The following is a 17138-nucleotide window of genomic DNA, read 5'->3' as shown; positions in this document are numbered from 1 at the left end:
GCGGTCAGGGCGCGACCTCTGCGACCCGGTCGAGCGGCCGGGCCGCGGCCGCCTGCCCGACCTTCCGGTCGAGGGCGAGGATGGCCTCGGTGACCCGCTCGCAGCACCGCCCGTCGCGCACCGGGAAGGTCGCCTCGATCCGCTCGTCGTACGGCGCGGCCGGCGTCGGCCCGTGGTCCAGCGCCGCGAGGACGGCGGACACGACCTCGTCGTGGGTCGTCGTGACGGGACCGAACCCGTCGCGCTCGTAGTCGAAGTAGCCGGTGCGACCGACGTGGTCGCCGGAGATGACCCGCTCGCGGTCGAACTGGTAGTAGACGACCGGGCGGTCGATGTAGGCGGAGTTGAACGCCATGGAGGAGTAGTCCGTGACGAGCACGGCTCCGCGGGCGAAGAGCTCACGCACGTCGGTCCCGACGAACGAGACCTGGCGCACGTGGTCCGGCAGGTCGAGGCCCTCGAGCACCTCGCTGAGGTTCGGGTGCGGCAGGAAGCCGATCGTCAGCCCGAGACGACGGCACGACTCGGCCACCCGGGGGTCACGGAGCACCGCCATCCAGCGCTGGAAGAACTCGGACTCGAAGAACTCGGCGCCCGGCACCGGGCGACGCTGGGTGCCGTCGATCAACGGCATCGCCAGCCAGTTGCGCCAGGTCGGCGCCACGAGCAGGAGGTCGCGGCGCTCGGGTCCGACCTCGGCGCCCGCCCGGTGCAGGAGGTCGAACCTCGGCAGCCCGGTGAGGACGGTCTCCGCCTGCGTCGCCCGGTAGGGCGTGTGGTCGGAGACGATCGACTCGAGCTCGGGGATCGTGCTGGTCACCATCAGGTCCATCTGCTTGCGGTTCAGCCAGGTCGAGAGGTCGTCCTTGATCACCCCGTGCTGGAGGAAGGTGAAGCGCCAGGGCCGGTCGGCGAAGCCGAGCTCCTCGGGATCGAGGATGGCGTCGTCGGCGTGCGACGAGACCAGGTGCACGCAGTTGAGCATGAGCAGCTTCCACTGCTCGGACCCGAAGGCGACGAGGCGACGGCCGAGGCCGTCCTTGCGGAGCCGGTGCCAGTCGGGGGTGTCCTTCTCCACGACGAACCACGCGTTGATGTCGGGACGCTCCCGGCGCAGGTAGCGGAAGAGGTGCTCGCCGCTGTCGTCGGCGTCGTGGATGCGGTCCATGAGCACCCACGCGTCCTCGAAACGACGACGCGTCTGGCGGGAGTGCGCCCTGTCCACCAGCTGGCTCTGCTCGGGCGTCAGGCGGGCCTGCCGTTCGACGCCGCGCCTGCGCTCGTCCGCCTGCTGGATCCTGCCGGGGAAGAGCGTGCGGGTGACCGGCTCCGGCTCGCTCGGGTGCAGCACGACGTCCCGGTCGTCGAGCCGGAGCCGGATCGAGGCCCGCGCCGAGACCCAGAGGATGCGCTCGTGCAGCAGCACGCGGTCGTGGGAGACGACGTCGCGGATCTTGGCGGCGTACGGCGTCACCGTCGTGCCCTTGACCTGGACCCGCTCGTGCGGCGCGGCACCGGTGAAGTAGTACGAGAGCCGGACCAGCTCGCGACGTGCGTCGTAGCCGGTGACGACGGCCTGCTCCTCGTGCCACGCGTCGCCGCGGTAGCCGTGCAGCAGGAGGTAGCGCCACTCGCGCTTCAACGGACGCACCCGGAAGCCCTCGATCACGCTCGGGTCGAGGTGGCCCAGGATCTCGGCCAGGAGCGTGTGGAACTCGTCGGCGACCGGGCCGCGCGCCGCGGTCGCCGGTCCGAGCCGCTCGTCGCTGCTGAAGTACCACGACAGGTCGTAGAGGATGAAGGACTGGAGCCAGGCCGGTGCGCCGCCACGCTCGTCCGCCCGCTGGAGCAGGTCGAGGTAGCCGTGCCGCAGCACGCTCGTGTAGCGGCCGGCGTCGGTGAGGCTGCGCTGGAGCGTCGAGGTCCCGTCAGCCCGTCGGCGGTAGTGGTAGCGCGCCCGCCCGATGAAGCCGACGACGGGGTCCGCGACCCCGAGCAGGTAGCGGGCCGTGAAGTGTCCGTCCTCGAAGTTGGGCCGGACCCGGTCGTCGAAGCGCAGACCCTCGTCGAGCAGGCGCTCGCGCCGGAAGAAGCAGGAGGGCGCGCTGCCGGCGAAGAAGTCGCCGCTCTCCTCCAGCCGCCGCGCCACGTCGCCGTCGCGGAACATCGAGCGCAGCGGGTGGCGCCGGGTCTCGCCGGTCTCGTCGTGGGCCACGACCAGCTGGGCGGCCATCATGTCGATGTCGGGGTGCGCCTCGGCGAAGTCGCCGATCCTCGCGAGGTAGTCTGCGGCGAGCCAGTCATCGGGATCGGCGAAGGTCACCCAGGTCCCCGAGGCGTGCTCGAGCCCGAGGCTGCGGGCGCTGGCCTGCCCGCCGTTGGACTTGGTCAGCACCTGCACCTGGAGCTTGGACTCCGACTGCCAGCGCAGCAGTCGAGCCAGGCCGGCGTCGGTGGACCCGTCATCGACGACGACGACCTCGAACCGGTCCGGAGCGACGGTCTGTGCCTCGATCGAGGCGATGAAGTCGTCGAGGTACGGCGCGACGTCGTAGGCCGCGGACACGATCGAGAACGACGGACCGGAGGGACGCGGCGACATGGGGCGGTGACTCCTCAACCGGCACGACTTCCGAGATTCCGGCTCACTTCGACGTCGATGGACCTCGGCAGTCTAACGATCGGCGGTCGTCGCACCGTCAGGGCCGGCGGTCCATCGCGGCGACGAGGTGCGGCTCGAGGAAGGGGCTGAGCGTGCGGTTGTACGTCGCGGTCAGGTGCGAGCCGTCGAAGTAGACGACGACCCCGCCGACGACGGCCTGGCACACCGCTGGACCGCAGATGTGATCGTTCAGGTCGACCAGCCGCACCGCGGGCGAGTCGAGGGCGGCCACCGCCGCGACGGTCGGGTCCACGGGCACCCAGTCGACGCGCGGCCCGGAGCAGGCGGCGAAGTCGTCGCCGTTGCTGGCGAGGCAGTCGGGCACCGACGCCACGTCCCCGTCACCCGGAGCCGGGGTGTCGCGCAGGACCACGACCGGCAGGCGCTGGTCCGCCCAGGTGCGCAGCACCTGCTCGTAGCCCTGCTCGTACGGCGCGGCGCTGTGGGCGAGGTCGTCGACCCCCTCGGCCGTCAGCGAGACCCGGTTCGCGAGCACCACGAGGTCGGGCCGGGCGGCGCTCACCTGCGCGGTGACCCGGTGGACCCAGTCCAGGCAGGCCGTCGCCTGCTCCGAGGTCTCGAACTGCTGCCGCACGTCCGACATGGCACATTGCGACGAGAGGTAGGTGACGACGCGCCAGTGCTGCTGGCGCCCGATCCGATGCAGCGCGGGCACCCACTGTCCGGCGTGCGAGTTCCCGACCAGCACGACCGTCCGCTCCGCCGTACGGTCGCCGAAGACGCAGCGGACGGTGCGATAGGCGGGCACCGAGGCGAAGCAGTCCCGGTGACCCGCGGAGCCCTGGTAGGCGGCGGAGCGGTCCAGGGCCGCGAGCACCGGGGCGGGGACGGGATCTCCCTGGCTGGGCGGGCACTGCCGGGAGGCGACGAGGGCCCCGGCACCGAAGCACGGATCGTCGGAGTGCTGCGCGCGAGCCAGCGCCCGGCGCGCGGCGTCCTCCCGGGCGTGGAGGTTGACGACGAGCAGGGCCGAGGCGGCGAGCACGACCGCCATCGCGGCGGCGCCGAGGACGTAGGTCCTGGCGAGTCGACGCGACCACGCCGGCGTCCGGAAGGCGTCCTCGACGTACCTCTTCGTGAGCGCTGCGAGGACGAGGGTGGCCACGACGATCGCAGTCTTGTCGAGCGCGCCGAGGTGGTCGCCGCTCACGGCGGGCACCAGGACGATCAGCGGCCAGTGCCAGAGGTAGACCGAGTACGAGATGTCCCCGAGCCACTGGAGGGGAGGCAGCGCCAGGATCCGACCGGGCGACCAGATCTGCGTGCCCGCGGCGGCGCCCAGGACCAGTGCCGTGCCACCGACCGGCACCAGTGCCTGCCATCCCGGGAACGGGGTCGCGCCGCTGTAGGCGACGCCGCTCGTCACGATCGCCGCGACCCCGAGCCAGGCGGCGCCGGCAGCGACCGGTGGAGGGAGGCGGCGCCCGGGAGGCTCACGGAGCACGACGAACCCGGCGACGAGTCCACCCAGCCCCAGCTCCCAGATCCGGGTGGTGGTGACGAAGTAGGCGCGCGCCGGGTCGGTGTCGGTGAGGTGCACCGACCACGCGAGCGAGAGTGCGACCACCAGGCCGAGGCCGGCCAGGACGAGCAGCCGCAGGCGCGGCAGCGAGCCCGCCACCCGGGTGATCACGGCGAGCTGACCGAGCAGCAGCACGAGCACCGGCCAGCCCAGGTAGAACTGCTCCTCGACCGACAGCGACCAGAAGTGCTGCACCGGCGAGGGCGCGGCCGCGGCCGCCAGGTAGTCGACCGAGTCGCTCGCGAGCAGCCAGTTGACCCAGTACGTCGCGGCGGCTGCGCTCTGCCGAGCGGTGACGTCCCACTGCGTCACCGGAGCGACCAGCCTGGTGGCGACCAGGGTCAGCAGGAGCACCAGCAGCGAGGCCGGCAGCAGCCGGCGGATCCGCCGACCCCAGAACTCCAGCAGGTGCCGTGGTCGGCTCGGACGCCGGAGCAGCAGGTGGGAGGTGATCAGGAAGCCCGAGACGACGAAGAAGACATCCACGCCGACGAAACCACCGGTGAGGGTCGTCGGGGCCAGGTGGTAGACGACGACGAGGGCGACCGCGATCGCGCGCAGGCCCTGGATGTCCGTCCGCTTGCTCGTCCCGGTGGGGTCTGCCGGCTCGTCGCGCGTCGCCACCTCGGGGTCCGCGACCGTCGCCATGACCCTGGCACCTCCTCGACGCGGATCCACACCGGCTCCCGAGGATAGGGGGCCAGCCGAGGTCGTCCTACCGGGAGGCGCTGTCGACGTCCCCGTCGCCGGTGTACGGCGCGTTGGGGCGCCCGCGGCCGGCGTTGGGGGCAGCGGTGGAGACCACGGCGAGGCGCGCCTCGACATCCCGCAGGGTCTCGCGCATCCGCAGACCGCGCGTGTCGATGACCTGGACCCGCTTCGTGAGCCGTCGCAGGCTGCGGTCGAGCTCCCGGCTGAGCCGGCGATGCCGCGCGGCCTGCTCCTCGAGACGGACGGCCAGGCGGCGCAGCACCAACACGCCCCACAGCAGGAGTGCGAGGATCGCCGCCGCAGCCACCAGAGTCAGGCCGGCGACCGGGTCGCTGACGACCTGCGCCAGACCGACGCCGGCGAGCACGCCCACACCGAGGAGCGCGAGTGCGGCGAGCGCGAGCCGTTGCCGGCGACGAAGGCGACGCTGCGCCACGACCGGGGCGGCGCTCGGCGCCGCGGCGGCGCCGGTGCGGCGCGGGGGCCTCGGCACGGCGGCGCGCTGCCCACCGGCCGGCGGGCGCTCGGTCCGCGCGAGCTCCAGCTCAGAGCGGAGGAGCTGGGCGCGGGCGCCGAACGCATCGGGGTCGACCGAGGAGCTCACCGGGAGCGCGATCGTCGGCCCGCCCGGCAGGTCGCTCGGATCCACCGGGTCGGCTGAGGCCGCCGCCCACCACGTCACGGGGAGATCGCCCAGACGTCCCCCACCGATGATCTTCAGCCCCGCGTGCTCGACCCCGCCCAGGGAGGCGCTCTCCCGCGGGACGCCGAGGGCCAGCAGCACACCGGAGTGCACCATCACATGGTCGACGACCGCCTCCTGCACCTCGGCGGGGACCGGGCCGTCGACGACCACGACGATGTCGCCGGCGGCTGAGGCTGCGTCGAGATCGGCGCGGACCTGGTCCAGCCGGGCCAGCAGCACGTCCTCGAAGGAGTCGCCCAGCGCCTCCAGCGTCCGCAGCGGGTCCGTGGTCACGAGCAGCGCACGTCCGGGCCGGACCCGGGGCGCAGCGACCGATGACGAGGGCGACGACACAAGCGGTCCTTCCTGAGATGACGGTGCGAGCCTAGTCAACAACGAACGCCCGGTGGCACTCGCCATGCGGCGAGCACCACCGGGCGCGGCGTAGGGGGCGGTCAGGAAGGTCGCTGCCAGACCCGCACCCAGTCGTACTTGGTGACGTTCGGCAGCTGCTTCACGTTCAGAGCCGGGATCTCCCAGGTCGAGGTGAGCGCGCTGAGCACGACCTTCTCGCCGATCTTCGAGACGTTCTTCGACGTCTTGAAGGTGACCTTGCCGTCGACGCGGAAGATGTAGCCGCTGGGGCTCCACTCGACCGAGTAGACGTGCCAGCCCTGCGACCACTCCTTCTTGCGGGGCAGCAGGTGCCGAGACTTGAACTCACCGCCGACCGACGTGACCTTGCCGGTCGGACTCACCCGGTGCACGAAGCTGGCGAGCCCACCGTTGGGCCTCTTGTCGCCGAAGTACTCGGCGACGTCGATCTCGGCGCCGGTGTAGTAGTTCGGCGTGTCGGTCGGGGTGCTCTGCGGGACGTCCAGCCAGAAGGCGCTGTGCTGACCCCGCGCCGGGGAGAACTTCACCCGCGCGGCCGCGAAGCCGTAGGCGAGCAGGTGCTCCGGGTTGTCGGCCTGCACGATCGCGTTGCCGAACTGGCCGTGCGGGCACTTCTTCGTCTTCTTGCCCTTCGCGCCGGGCAGTCGCGTCACCTTGAGCACGGCGACACCACCCTCCCGGGTCGCGTTCTGGGGCAGCATGTCCGAGCAGCTGAGCTTCGCGTCGTTCCGGTTGGTCGGCCATGTCGTCCACACCGCGGGGTCGAGAGCACCCCTGCCGGAGAACTCGTCACGCCACGTCGGTGCTCCCCAGTTCGCCGAGGTCACCCCCTTGGTCACGACCTGGCGGTCCTTCTTGGTCGCCGGGGCGAGCGCACGGTAGGCGAGCGAGGGGTTGGAGACCGTGAAGCTCACCTGACCTCGGGCGTCCTGGACCGTCTTGGACACGGTCTTCCACCTGGCGCCGATCTTGCCCTGGATGAGCACGACGCGGCCGGGGCGCGCCGGCTTGAACGTCACCAGACCAGGCGTGACCCCGGCCTTGCCGGTGCGCGTCTGCCCGACGGGAGCCGCGGCCACGGAGATGGCGCCGGTGCCCGCGCGCCGCTTCGCCGCCTCGTGCCCGCCGAGGCCGGGTACGCCGCAGGCCTGCACGACGGTCGTGCCGATCAGCGCCGCGACGACGCCGGCGACACCGGTCCTGAGCGCGATCCTTCGAGCTCCGATCACAGATGACTCCCTCATAGGTGGTTTCTTCACTGGTGGTCCTTGATGATGGCGACGAGCTGCTCCTGGGCAGCTTCCGCGTCGCCGATCCGGGACTGGTAGCGGCTCTTCTTCTCGGACAGCACGCTGCCTGGCTCGACGATCGCCCAGACGTCGGACCCGCTGCCCGCGTAGTCCGACCACTTCGACGGCAGGTACGGGTTGCGTGAGTGCATCCCCACCGTGTTGGCGTCGTTGATGATCAGGGCATCCATCCGGGCAGCTAGGTTCAGTGCTTCCAGGTAGGGGACGTACGAGTTCGCGATGATGACGCCGTTCAGTCCGGCGTTCTGCGCCGCGAGGGTGAGCTCCTCGGGCTCCGCGGTGAAGACGTGGAGCCGCAGCAGGCGCTGCCGCTCGACCGACAGGGCGGAGATGGCCTCGACGACCTCAGCGAGACCTCGGGTCTTGTAGAAGGCACCGAAGTACGCGAGGTTGACCACGCCCGGGTCGAGCTCGTAGTCGGACGGCGCGAGCTGGTAGAAGTGCGGCTCCAGCGTCGGGTGCTCGCTGATGACCGACACGTCGCGCACCCTCTCCTCGAGGGTCGGGCGCCCGAGGTAGTCGAGCATCATCTCGCGCTGGTGCTCGTTGGTGAACACGATCTCGTCGGCCAGGCCGTAGGCGAGCACCTCGACCAGCTCGGAGATCGGGACGTCGGGAGCGAGCTCGACCCCGGTCGCCGCCAGCGCAGCCAGCAGCTCGTCGAGGAGCGGTCCCGGTCGGCAGCGCGCGCCCCGGAAGCCTCCGCGGCTGTCGCGCTGCTGCGGATCGGAGAACTCCGCGATCCAGGTCGTCTCCGGGCGGCGGATCTTGTACAGCGCGGCCAGGAAGTGCGAGGCCGGCCACATCGATCGGCTGTAGACCGAGCGGTAGCTCCCCTTGGTCGCCTCCCAGGTCGTGATCTGCTGGAAGCCGGCCGTGACGAACCGTTCGATCGGCCGCCACTCGAAGACCCCGGCCTTGCCGGTGAGCTCGGCGTGGTCGGAGATGAACTCCTGCGCGATCAGTCGACCGCTGGGGTCGCGCCCGGACCACGACTTCAGCGACTGGGAGATCACGTCGACGACGACCCCCCGGCTCCGGATCCGGCGGGCCGCCACCGACCCGCTGGTGTCGACCCACGGCGGGAAGGCGTAGCAGATCGCGAGGTCGTGGGCGAGCCCGGCGTTGAGGACGTCGTAGCGCACGACGGTCTCGAGGCCGAGCTCGCGGATCTGCTCGATCGCCCGGAGCCGCACCTCCTCGCCCGTCTCGCGGAGGTAGCCGTTGATGAGCACCGTCTGGCTCACCATCAAGGCGTCCCGCACGCGCACGGCGGCCGGGTGCGTCACCTCGCGGCTCGCCAGGCGCTGGATCACCTCGAGCCGCTGGCTGACGCTGAAGTCGTAGCTGGACGCCTGCCGCGAGATGGAGCCGACCCGGATCGAGCGGTGGTACGCCGCGCCGGTGCTGCTCTCCACGACGCTGAAGAGGAACGGGGCACGGTTGAAGAGGTCGAACCAGTAGACGACGTCCTCGCCGCTGCGCAACGACGAGTCGAACTCTGCGGTCCGCGCCAGCGCCGTCGGCACCAGCTTGGCGGCCACGAACCCCAGGGCGACCGGGAGGGACTCGCCGGGCACGGTCTGGCCCGTCTGGACCGAGATGCGCCGGTTGAGGTAGTTGTCGAACTCGATGACGCTCGGGGTGGAGTCGGTGACGACGTCGGCGACCATCGCCAACGGCACGATGCCGTCCGCCACCCGTGCGGCGAGCGACTCGAGCAGGGTCGCGGACACGGAGTCGTCGTCGTCGACGAACGTCAGGTAGGTGCCGGCCGCCGAGGACACCCCCGCGTTGCGTGCCCGGCCGGCTCCGGCCTCCGGGACGGTGATGCTCCGCAGCCGCAGGGAGGGGTGCTCACGGCGGATCCGGGCGAGGACCTCGGGGGTCCCGTCCGCCGGACCGTTCATCACGACCACGACCTCGAAGGACGCGGGATCCATGGTCTGGTGGGCCAGCGAACGCAGGGTGTCGCCGATCCGGTCGGCACCGCAGTAGGTCGGAACGACGACGGTCACCAAGGGCGCACAGATCCCGTGACTCATCCATTCCCCCTGAGTGAAAGGCCGCCCGTCGTCAACGAGCGTCCCCGCATCCTAACCGCGCCCCTGTGCTCGACCGAATCACTGCGGCGCGTTCGAGCGCGTCGAGAGGCCGACCCGGCAGCGCCGGGCCGGCCTCTCGATCACGGGTTCGTCAGAGCAGACCGGCGCTCTCGAGGTAGCTGTGCGCGACCTCCTCGGGCGTCTTCCGGTCCACGGCCACCTCGCCGTTGAGCTCGGTGAGGTCCTCGGTCGTGAGCGCGGCCATCAGCCCGTTGAGCACGTCGGCGACGTCCGGGTGCTGCTCCAGGAACGCGCTGCTGACGGCCGGCACGAGGTTCTGCGCCGGCTGGATCTGCATGTCGTCCTCGAGCACGACCAGGCCCTGGGACTCCAGCGTGCCGTCGGTCGTGCTGGTCTCGCCGAGCTGGGCCTCGCCCTTGATCACCGACTGGTAGGTCTGGTCGCTCGCGTAGCCGAGCGGCAGCACCTTGGTGATGTCGATGCCGTACTTGTCCGACAGCCCGCCCTCGCAGTCGAGGCGGCCCTCGCAGTCGGGAGCGGCGGCCAGGACCACGGACTTGCCCTTTAGGTCCGACAGCTTGGTGACGCCCTCGGACTCGGAGTAGTCCTTCGTGACGAAGAACGCGTTGGTGTCGGTGGCGGCCGACTGGTCGAGCAGCGTGATCTTGGCGCCGTCGAGCAGGTCGGCGCCCTGGGTGGCCAACTCGGCGCCGTCGCCGGCCGTGAACGGCTGCGCCTTCGCACCGTTCTCGCGCGAGTTGAGGAAGTTGACGATGCCGCCGACGTACTCGGGGACGACGTCGATGCTGTCCGGGAAGGTCGCCATGTAGGCGTCGCGGGTGTCGACGAGCTTGACGTCGGTGTCGTAGCCGGCGTTCGTCAGCAGCTCGTCGTACATCGCGGCGACCAGGGCGGCCTCCGGGAAGGACTGCCCCGAGATGCTGACCGGCCCGTTGTCGGCCGCGGCCGACGAGTCGTCGGCGCCGGGGCTGTCGGAACCTTCGGACAGGTCGGAGCCGGCACAGCCGGCCAGGAGGAGGGAGCCGACAGCGAGAGCCGCGGCCAGGGAACGTCGTACGTGCATGTGCTTCACCTTCTGTGTCCCGCGGTTCGGCCGCGCGTGTCCGGTCGAGCTAGTGGCCGACGGTGTCGGTCTCCTCGGCAACCATAGGGCGGGTCACCGACATTCCCCGATGACGTTTTGGTGACGGTTCCCGGGGCACCGGGTCGAGCCGCCGCTGGGCGAACGCCGCCAGCGCCTCGAGCACGAGGGCGACCACCGCGACCACGATCGCGCCGGCGATGCCCTTGCCGTAGTTGGTGCGGTAGAAGCCGTCGGTGATCACCCGGCCGAGCCCGGGGCCTGCGACCAGGGCCGCGATGGTCGCGGTCGCCCAGACCTGCACCAGCGCGAGGCGTACGCCGGACATCACCAGCGCCGCGGCCAGCGGGAGCTCGACGCGCCAGAACTTCTGGCCGCCGGTCATCCCCATCCCGTCGGCCGCCTGGCGCACCGCCGGGGAGACCTCCCGGATCGCGACGTTGGCCGACGTGATGATCGGGGGCAGCGCGAAGAGCGTCAGCGCGATGATCGTCGCCAGGCCGGCGCGGCCGTAGGGGCCGAACTCGCGGGTGCCCGGCCAGTCCGCGACCACCAGCAGCGCCAGCAGCGCGAAGGTGGGCACGGCTCGGCCGATGTTGGAGATGTTGATCGCCAGCAGCCCGCCGCGGCCGATGTGCCCGAGCCACAGCGCGATCGGCAGCCCGACCAGCATCGCGACCAGGAGCGCGGTGATCGTGAGGAGCAGCTGCTGCTCCATCAGGTGCAGCATCCCGTCCTCGCCGGTCCAGCTCGAGGCGGTCGTCAGGTAGTCCCAGGCGTCGGTGACGACGGTCATGTCCGCGCGCTCCGTCCGTGGGTCCACGGGGTCAGCAGCCACTGCGACCCGACGATCAGCAGGTCGAGCACGACGGCCAGCGCGACGCAGATGATCGACGCCGTCATCAGCTCCGCGCGGAAGTTGGTCTGCACCCCGTCGCTGATCAGGTTGCCGAGCCCGCCGTACGACACGATCGTGCCGACCGTCGTGAGCGCGACCGTCGACACCGTCGCCACCCGCAGGCCCGCCATCATCACCGGCAGCGCCAGCGGCAGCTCGACGCGGAACAGCCGCCGGGTGGCGCCGTACCCGAGGCCGGTCGCGGACTCGCGCACCTCGTCGGGGACGGAGCGCAGGCCCTCCAGGATGCTGCGGACCAGGATCGTGAGGGCGTAGAGCGACAACCCGATCACGACGGTGGTCCGCGAGAGGTCGGTGAACGGCACCAGCAGCGGGAGCAGGGCCAGCGACGGGATCGTGTAGACCGCCGTCGCGAGGCCCAGGATGAGGGCCTCGATGCGGGGGATCCGGCGGGCCAGCAACGCCAGCGGGAAGGCGATCAGGACGCTGACCACGATCGCGATGACGGTGATCTGCAGGTGCTCGACGGTCGCGTCGACGAGCTCGGTCCTGCGATCCTGGACGTACTGCCAGCAGAACCACTCGTTGGTCAGCCGGCTGTAGCAGCTCGGCGCGTCGGCCGCCGTCACCGCCGCCGCGAGTAGGGTCACCGCATGGACGCTACCTCCTCGACGGGCGCCCAACGCGCCACCGTGCCCATGATCCGGCTGTCGGGTGTCGGCAAGACGTACGACGACGGGACGGTCGCCGTCCAGGAGCTCGACCTCGAGATCGAGCGCGGCGAGCTGGTCTGCCTGGTCGGGCCGTCGGGCTGCGGCAAGTCGACGACGCTCAAGATGATCAACCGGCTGATCGAGCCGACGACCGGCACGATCGAGATCGACGGCGACGACGTCACGCACCAGGACCCTGTCAAGCTCCGGCGCAGCATCGGCTACGTGATCCAGCAGGTGGGCCTCTTCCCGCACCAGAAGATCCTGGCCAACGTGATGACCGTGCCGCTGCTGTACGGCGAGTCCAAGTCGGTCGCCCGCGAGCGGGCGCGCGAGCTGCTCGACCTGGTCGGGCTCGACCCGGCGACGTACGCGGACCGCTACCCGCACCAGCTCTCCGGCGGTCAGCAGCAGCGGGTCGGCGTGGCCCGGGCGCTCGCCGCGAACCCGCCGGTGCTGCTCATGGACGAGCCGTTCGGCGCGGTCGACCCGGTGGTCCGCACCCGCCTCCAGGACGAGTTCCTCCGGCTCCAGGACGAGGTGGGAGTGACGGTCGTCTTCGTCACCCACGACATCGACGAGGCGGTCCGTCTCGGCGACCGGGTCGCCGTCTTCGCGAGCGGTGGGCGGCTCGCGCAGTTCGACACACCGGCCCGGGTGCTCGGGCGGCCCTCCGACGAGTTCGTGGCGGAGTTCGTCGGCTCGACCTCCGGCCTGCGGCGGCTGACGGTGACGCCCCTCGACCCGGCGCACATCGAGCCCCTGGACGGCGTACGCACCGGCGACCTCGCCGCCACCGTCGGCACCGACATCTCGCTCGGCGAGGCCCTCGCCGTGCTGCTGCGCGAGGACCGCGGCGTCGTCGGCGTGCGCGACGGCACCCAGTTCGTCGGCGTGCTCACCCCCAACGGCGTGCACCGCGCCCTCCGCGCCGCCCTGGCGGAGATGGCCACGGAAGGATAGTCAGCCGATCGGGACGTCGCGGTGCCAGGACTCGGTGACGTACTTCGTCGCCCAGCCCATGGAGGTGTAGAGGCCGGCAGCGCCGGTGGGTGAGTCGGCGTCGACCTCGAGGCCGACGCGGTCGCGCCCGCGTGCGGCGGCGTCCGCGATGATCGTGCGCAGCAGGCCCTTGGCGACCCCGCGGCCGCGCGCGGCCTCGAGCACGCCGAGGTAGGAGACGTAGGACCCGTCGGGGCCGTTCGCCGACTCCGAGACCGTGCCGATCAGCGCGCCGACGGGTTGGGGCGCGTCGCCGTCGACGAGCTCGGCGAGCCACCAGTGGTCCCACCGGTGGCCCGGGTCCTCGCGGAGGCGGAAGAGGAACTCCTCGAAGGTCTCCTCGCTGGAGTTGAAGTGGTCGACGAACGCACCCTCCAGCACCTCGTGGACCCCGCGCAGGTCGTCCTCGTCGGGCAGGCCCTGACCGGTCCGCCCGACCAGGCGTACGACGACGCCGTCGGACTCCCAGCGGTCCGGGGACTCGACCAGGCCGGCCTCGTCGGGGGTGACCGGGCGGCTCATCTGCCACCAGGTGCGTACCCGCTCGAAGCCGGCGCTTGAGAGCCACCGCGCCTGGCGCTCGTCGCCCTGGAACGCGCCAGTGTCGATCTGCTGGGTCTCCAGGCCCCGGGCGGCCCCGACGGCCCGCGCCTGCGCCTCGGCCCACTCGACCAGGAGGTCGGAGCAGCGGTCGGCCACGTCGTCGGGCAGGTCGCGCTGCACGACGTGCACGAAGAGCATCCGGCCGACCGAGCGGTCGTGGACGCTGCCCCACGCGTGGATGTCGCCGTCCTCGTCGCGGACGACGAGGTTCTCCCGCATCCGCAGCCCGCGCTCGGACACCTCGACCAGCACGTCGTCGACGCCGGCTCCGGCCCAGCCCCGCCCGTGCCGCTCGTGGGCGCGGAGCAGGTGCGTCAGCCGCGCGACGTCGAAGCGGTCGGCGGGATCGGGCGTCCCGACCGTCCAGCCCCGGGGCAGGCCGGAGACGGCACCCAGGGCCGCGTCGGGGTCACTCTCGAAGCGGTTCTCGTCGGGGATCACAGTCGTCCATCCTCCCCCAACGACGGCAGGACGAACCGGCCGGGGACGCCCGGCGGAGGTGACGTACGGCTCAGGCGTGCCGGCGCGCGGTGGCCTCGGCGGAGCGCCAGGCCTGCGTGACGGTCTCGAGCTCCGCGCGTACGACGTCCAGCTCCTGCTCGAGCTCGACGACCCGGACCACGGCCTCGGCGGCGCGCTCCTCGGCATCGGCGAGCCGTGCGCCCAGACGCTCCTCCAGGTCGCGGCCCTGACGCTCGGCAGCCTCGGCCCGGCGGGCCTCGGCGTTGAGCTTGCGGGTCGCGTCGGCGGCCCGCTGCTGGGCCGAGGTGAGGGCGACCTCGAGCTCGCCGACGGCGGCCTCGCGGTGCGCCAGCTTCTGCTGCATGGACGCGGCGAAGGCGGCGTTCTCCGCCGTGCGCTCGTCGGTGAGGCGGCGGTAGGCCTGCGCCTGCTCCGCCCGGTCCCGGGCGACGTCGCGCCGCGCGGTGACCAGCTCGGTGTGGGTGATCTTGGTGGCGGCGGCTCCGAGGAGCACACCGGCCGCTGCGGCGAGCGTGACGAGGAGCCACGAGCCGCTCACGATCGCGCCCAGCACCGCGACGGCGGCGAGCGCGAGCAGGACGACGGCGACGCTCAGGCGCGTGCTGCGCTGGCGACGCCGGGTGGAGCGAGGGGAAGCCATGAGGGCAGGTTAGGCGTCCTCGGGGTCGGATCGGACGCGACACGCGCGCTCGAGGAGCAGCGCCGTGATGACGATCGCCACGCCCGCGACCCCCGCGACGACCGATCGCCACATCCGCTGGTCGCCCAGCTCGGTGCCCACGCCCACCCAGCTGAGGGCGTAGCCGAAGTAGCCGCCGGCGACCAGCGCACCCACGAGGGCGCACGCACGGGCCAGCACCAGCCGGTTGACGGCCTGCTGCGGCTCGAGCCGGTGGTGCTGCACGTGCACCGTGCGCCAGGTGACGTACGCCGTGGCGCCGAGGATCGCGGCGACGAGGACGAGCGCGAGCGGCTGCGCCCAGGTGACGATCGGCGCGGTGTCGCGCACCCGCTCGGCGAGCGGGTGCAGCAGCCAGCCGCCGACCAGGCCGATGACGGCCCACGTCGTGATCGCGCCGGCCGAGGTCGGTCGGAGGCGGCCCGGCTGGACCGTCTCCTTCTCGTCGTCCTCGGGGCCGGCAGGGCCGTCGATCACCGCTGCGTCACTTCCTGGCCCTCGGTCCGGGCGGTCACGACAGGTGCGTCACTGGATCTCGAGCACCAGGTCCTCGCGGACCTTGATGCCGCTCTGGTCCGCCGCGTCGAGCAGGTCGGCGACGGCGCCGCGGTCGGGCAGCGACGCGTCGGGCTCGAGGTCGAGCCACGGCCGGAGCACGAACGCGCGCTCGTGGGCGCGCGGGTGCGGGAGCCGGAGCGACTCCTCGTCGCTGCGGCGGTCGCCGACGACGATGAGGTCGACGTCGAGCGTGCGGGGCGCGTTGCGCACCTCGCTGCGCTCCCGCTCGAAGGCGTCCTCGATCGCGAGCGCGCGGTCCATCAGCCGCGACGCGGCGAGCGTCGTGTCGATGAGCACGACGGCATTGAGGTAGTTCTTGGCCTCGGGCGGGCAGTCGACCGGCTCGGTCTCGTAGACCGGGGAGACCCCGGTGATCCACACGTCCGGCGTGTCCGCGAGCGCGTTGACCGCGCCCTGCAGGCTGGCCATCCGCTCCCCGAGGTTCGACCCGAGCGCGAGGACGGCGCGACGGATGGGTCGCATCTCGCCGGTCAGCGTGTCGGTGTCGATGATGTGGGGGTTCGGGGTCTCAGTCACGGGGGCCCTTCCGGGTGATCGTCAGCGCGACGTCCGAGAACGTCGCGTCGATGGGTGCGTCCGGCTTGTGAACCGTCACCCGAGCCCATTCAACACGGTCGCCCAAGAGGCAGACGTCCGCGATCCGCTGGGCAAGGGTCTCGATCAGGTCGACCGGATCCGTCTCCACGGCGGCTTTCACCGAGGCCACGAGACTTCCGTAGTCGACCGTGTCTCGCAAGTCGTCGCTCGCCGCAGCGGGCGCCGTGTCGATGCCGAGCACCAGGTCGACGACGAAGACCTGACCCTCGCGCTTCTCGAACTCGAACACCCCGTGGTGCCCGTAGCACTCGATGCCGAGCACGGCGAGCTCGTCAGTCATGGCGACCCTCCTCCCCCTCTCGATCCAACAGGTCCAGTCGCTCGAGCACCCGGAGGGCGTCCTTCGCGGACAGTACGTCGTGCACCCGCAGCCCCCACACACCCTGCTGGGCGAGGAGCACGGTGAGTGCCGTGTTGGCGTGCTCCCGGTCGCCCACCGGGCGCGGGGACCCGCCGGACGCGAGGAGGGTACCGAGGAACGACTTGCGGCTGGCGCCCACCAGCAGCGGGAACCCCAGCGAGCGGACCGGGCCGAGGTCGTGCAGCAGCTGCCAGTTGTGCTCGGGCCGCTTGGCGAAGCCGAGGCCGGGGTCGAGGACGATCCGGTCGGGCCGGACGCCCGCGGCGAGCATCGCGTCGACCCGCGCGGCCAGCTCGTCGCGCACCGCCGCCACGACGCCGCCCGGCCCGTCGTAGACGGCGAAGTCACGCATGTGGTCGGCGTGCGCCCGCCAGTGCATCGCGACGTACGTGCAGCCCGCGGCCGCCACGACGTCGTACATCCGCGGGTCGGCGAGGCCGCCCGAGACGTCGTTGACGATCGCCGCGCCGGCCGCGATCGCGGCCTCGGCCACCTCGGCGCGCATCGTGTCGACCGAGACGGTCGCCCCGCTGCCGGCGAGCTCGGTGATGACCGGCACGACCCGCCCGAGCTCCTCCTCGACCAGCGGCCGGGTGGCGCCGGGGCGGGTGGACTCGCCGCCGATGTCGAGGATGTCGGCGCCCTGGGCCTGCAGCTCGCGGCCGTGGGCGACCGCTGCGTCGGGTGCGAACCAGCGGCCGCCGTCGGAGAACGAGTCGGGCGTGACGTTGACGACGCCCATCAGCCGCGGCAGCTCCATGGCCCGAACGTAGCGTGCGCCGGGACG

At 71.9% G+C, this 17138-nt stretch carries 15 protein-coding genes; 1 reads left to right on the top strand and 14 read right to left on the bottom strand.

Going from position 1 to position 17138, the window contains the following annotated elements; all coding sequences use genetic code 11:
- Positions 1–4: 4 nt before the first annotated feature.
- The 8 genes from ACFPYL_RS03805 to ACFPYL_RS03770 all read right to left on the bottom strand — a co-directional run bounded on the left by ACFPYL_RS03805 (position 5) and on the right by ACFPYL_RS03770 (position 11984).
- Positions 5–2602 (bottom strand): CDP-glycerol:glycerophosphate glycerophosphotransferase, encoded by a 2598-nt coding sequence (locus ACFPYL_RS03805; protein WP_379150498.1) that lies wholly within the window; start codon positions 2600–2602, stop codon positions 5–7.
- A gap of 97 nt (positions 2603–2699) precedes the next feature.
- Positions 2700–4853, bottom strand: coding sequence for an acyltransferase family protein (locus ACFPYL_RS03800; protein ID WP_379150496.1), 2154 nt, complete (start codon positions 4851–4853; stop codon positions 2700–2702).
- A gap of 67 nt (positions 4854–4920) precedes the next feature.
- Positions 4921–5895, bottom strand: a complete 975-nt coding sequence (locus ACFPYL_RS03795; protein WP_379150494.1) for a hypothetical protein — start codon at positions 5893–5895, stop codon at positions 4921–4923.
- 161 nt (positions 5896–6056) lie between these two features.
- Entirely contained in the window at positions 6057–7241 is a 1185-nt protein-coding gene (locus ACFPYL_RS03790; RefSeq protein WP_379150492.1) for a glycoside hydrolase family 16 protein, read from the bottom strand.
- Between the two features lie 11 nt (positions 7242–7252).
- Complete coding sequence (locus ACFPYL_RS03785) at positions 7253–9352, bottom strand: glycosyltransferase (protein WP_379150490.1); 2100 nt, start codon at positions 9350–9352, stop codon at positions 7253–7255.
- A 151-nt stretch (positions 9353–9503) separates the two neighbouring features.
- Positions 9504–10457, bottom strand: a complete 954-nt coding sequence (locus ACFPYL_RS03780) for an ABC transporter substrate-binding protein (protein WP_379150488.1) — start codon at positions 10455–10457, stop codon at positions 9504–9506.
- Positions 10458–10506: 49 nt separating this feature from the next.
- On the bottom strand, positions 10507–11271 hold the full coding sequence (locus ACFPYL_RS03775) for an ABC transporter permease (RefSeq protein WP_379150486.1): 765 nt from the start codon (positions 11269–11271) through the stop codon (positions 10507–10509).
- Positions 11268–11984 carry an ABC transporter permease gene (locus ACFPYL_RS03770; protein WP_379150484.1) on the bottom strand — a complete coding sequence of 239 codons (717 nt, stop codon included), beginning with the start codon at positions 11982–11984 and terminating at the stop codon, positions 11268–11270. The genes ACFPYL_RS03775 and ACFPYL_RS03770 overlap by 4 nt, the downstream gene beginning before the upstream one ends.
- A gap of 3 nt (positions 11985–11987) precedes the next feature.
- Here ACFPYL_RS03770 and ACFPYL_RS03765 point away from each other — a divergent pair, with 3 nt between their 5' ends.
- A complete protein-coding gene (locus ACFPYL_RS03765; protein ID WP_379150482.1) occupies positions 11988–13010 on the top strand; it encodes an ABC transporter ATP-binding protein in 1023 nt (340 codons plus the stop codon).
- Here the strand turns inward: ACFPYL_RS03765 and ACFPYL_RS03760 are convergent, their stop codons facing one another.
- The 6 genes from ACFPYL_RS03760 to folP form a co-directional block, all read right to left on the bottom strand.
- Entirely contained in the window at positions 13011–14093 is a 1083-nt protein-coding gene (locus ACFPYL_RS03760) for a GNAT family N-acetyltransferase (RefSeq protein WP_379150480.1), read from the bottom strand. It abuts the gene before it with no gap.
- 70 nt (positions 14094–14163) lie between these two features.
- Positions 14164–14775, bottom strand: a complete 612-nt coding sequence (locus ACFPYL_RS03755) for a hypothetical protein (protein WP_379150478.1) — start codon at positions 14773–14775, stop codon at positions 14164–14166.
- A 9-nt stretch (positions 14776–14784) separates the two neighbouring features.
- Positions 14785–15291, bottom strand: a complete 507-nt coding sequence (locus ACFPYL_RS03750; protein ID WP_379150476.1) for a DUF3180 domain-containing protein — start codon at positions 15289–15291, stop codon at positions 14785–14787.
- Positions 15292–15339: 48 nt separating this feature from the next.
- Positions 15340–15909, bottom strand: coding sequence for a 2-amino-4-hydroxy-6-hydroxymethyldihydropteridine diphosphokinase (gene folK / locus ACFPYL_RS03745; RefSeq protein ID WP_379150474.1), 570 nt, complete (start codon positions 15907–15909; stop codon positions 15340–15342).
- A complete protein-coding gene (gene folB, locus ACFPYL_RS03740; protein ID WP_379150472.1) occupies positions 15902–16270 on the bottom strand; it encodes a dihydroneopterin aldolase in 369 nt (122 codons plus the stop codon). Before folB ends, folK begins: the two co-directional genes overlap by 8 nt.
- The gene (folP, locus tag ACFPYL_RS03735) at positions 16263–17111 is read right to left on the bottom strand and encodes a dihydropteroate synthase (RefSeq protein ID WP_379150470.1); all 849 of its coding nucleotides are present in this window, start codon (positions 17109–17111) and stop codon (positions 16263–16265) included. Before folP ends, folB begins: the two co-directional genes overlap by 8 nt.
- Positions 17112–17138: the final 27 nt, after the last annotated feature.

Source organism: Nocardioides hankookensis (genome assembly GCF_042658885.1).
Taxonomy (GTDB): domain Bacteria; phylum Actinomycetota; class Actinomycetes; order Propionibacteriales; family Nocardioidaceae; genus Nocardioides; species Nocardioides hankookensis.
Note: the sequence above shows the minus strand (reverse complement) of the source record. Positions and strands in the feature narration are given on the sequence as shown.

What these genes read in the sequence shown, in the direction of transcription:
- ACFPYL_RS03805 (WP_379150498.1), bottom strand. Translation starts at nt 2,602, where the DNA reads ATGTCGCCGCGTCCCTCCGGTCCGTCGTTCTCGATCGTGTCCGCGGCC.
- ACFPYL_RS03800 (WP_379150496.1), bottom strand. Translation starts at nt 4,853, where the DNA reads ATGGCGACGGTCGCGGACCCCGAGGTGGCGACGCGCGACGAGCCGGCA.
- ACFPYL_RS03790 (WP_379150492.1), bottom strand. Translation starts at nt 7,241, where the DNA reads ATGAGGGAGTCATCTGTGATCGGAGCTCGAAGGATCGCGCTCAGGACC.
- ACFPYL_RS03785 (WP_379150490.1), bottom strand. Translation starts at nt 9,352, where the DNA reads ATGAGTCACGGGATCTGTGCGCCCTTGGTGACCGTCGTCGTTCCGACC.
- ACFPYL_RS03780 (WP_379150488.1), bottom strand. Translation starts at nt 10,457, where the DNA reads ATGCACGTACGACGTTCCCTGGCCGCGGCTCTCGCTGTCGGCTCCCTC.
- ACFPYL_RS03775 (WP_379150486.1), bottom strand. Translation starts at nt 11,271, where the DNA reads ATGACCGTCGTCACCGACGCCTGGGACTACCTGACGACCGCCTCGAGC.
- ACFPYL_RS03765 (WP_379150482.1), top strand. Translation starts at nt 11,988, where the DNA reads ATGGACGCTACCTCCTCGACGGGCGCCCAACGCGCCACCGTGCCCATG.
- ACFPYL_RS03755 (WP_379150478.1), bottom strand. Translation starts at nt 14,775, where the DNA reads ATGGCTTCCCCTCGCTCCACCCGGCGTCGCCAGCGCAGCACGCGCCTG.
- folB (WP_379150472.1), bottom strand. Translation starts at nt 16,270, where the DNA reads ATGACTGACGAGCTCGCCGTGCTCGGCATCGAGTGCTACGGGCACCAC.
- folP (WP_379150470.1), bottom strand. Translation starts at nt 17,111, where the DNA reads ATGGAGCTGCCGCGGCTGATGGGCGTCGTCAACGTCACGCCCGACTCG.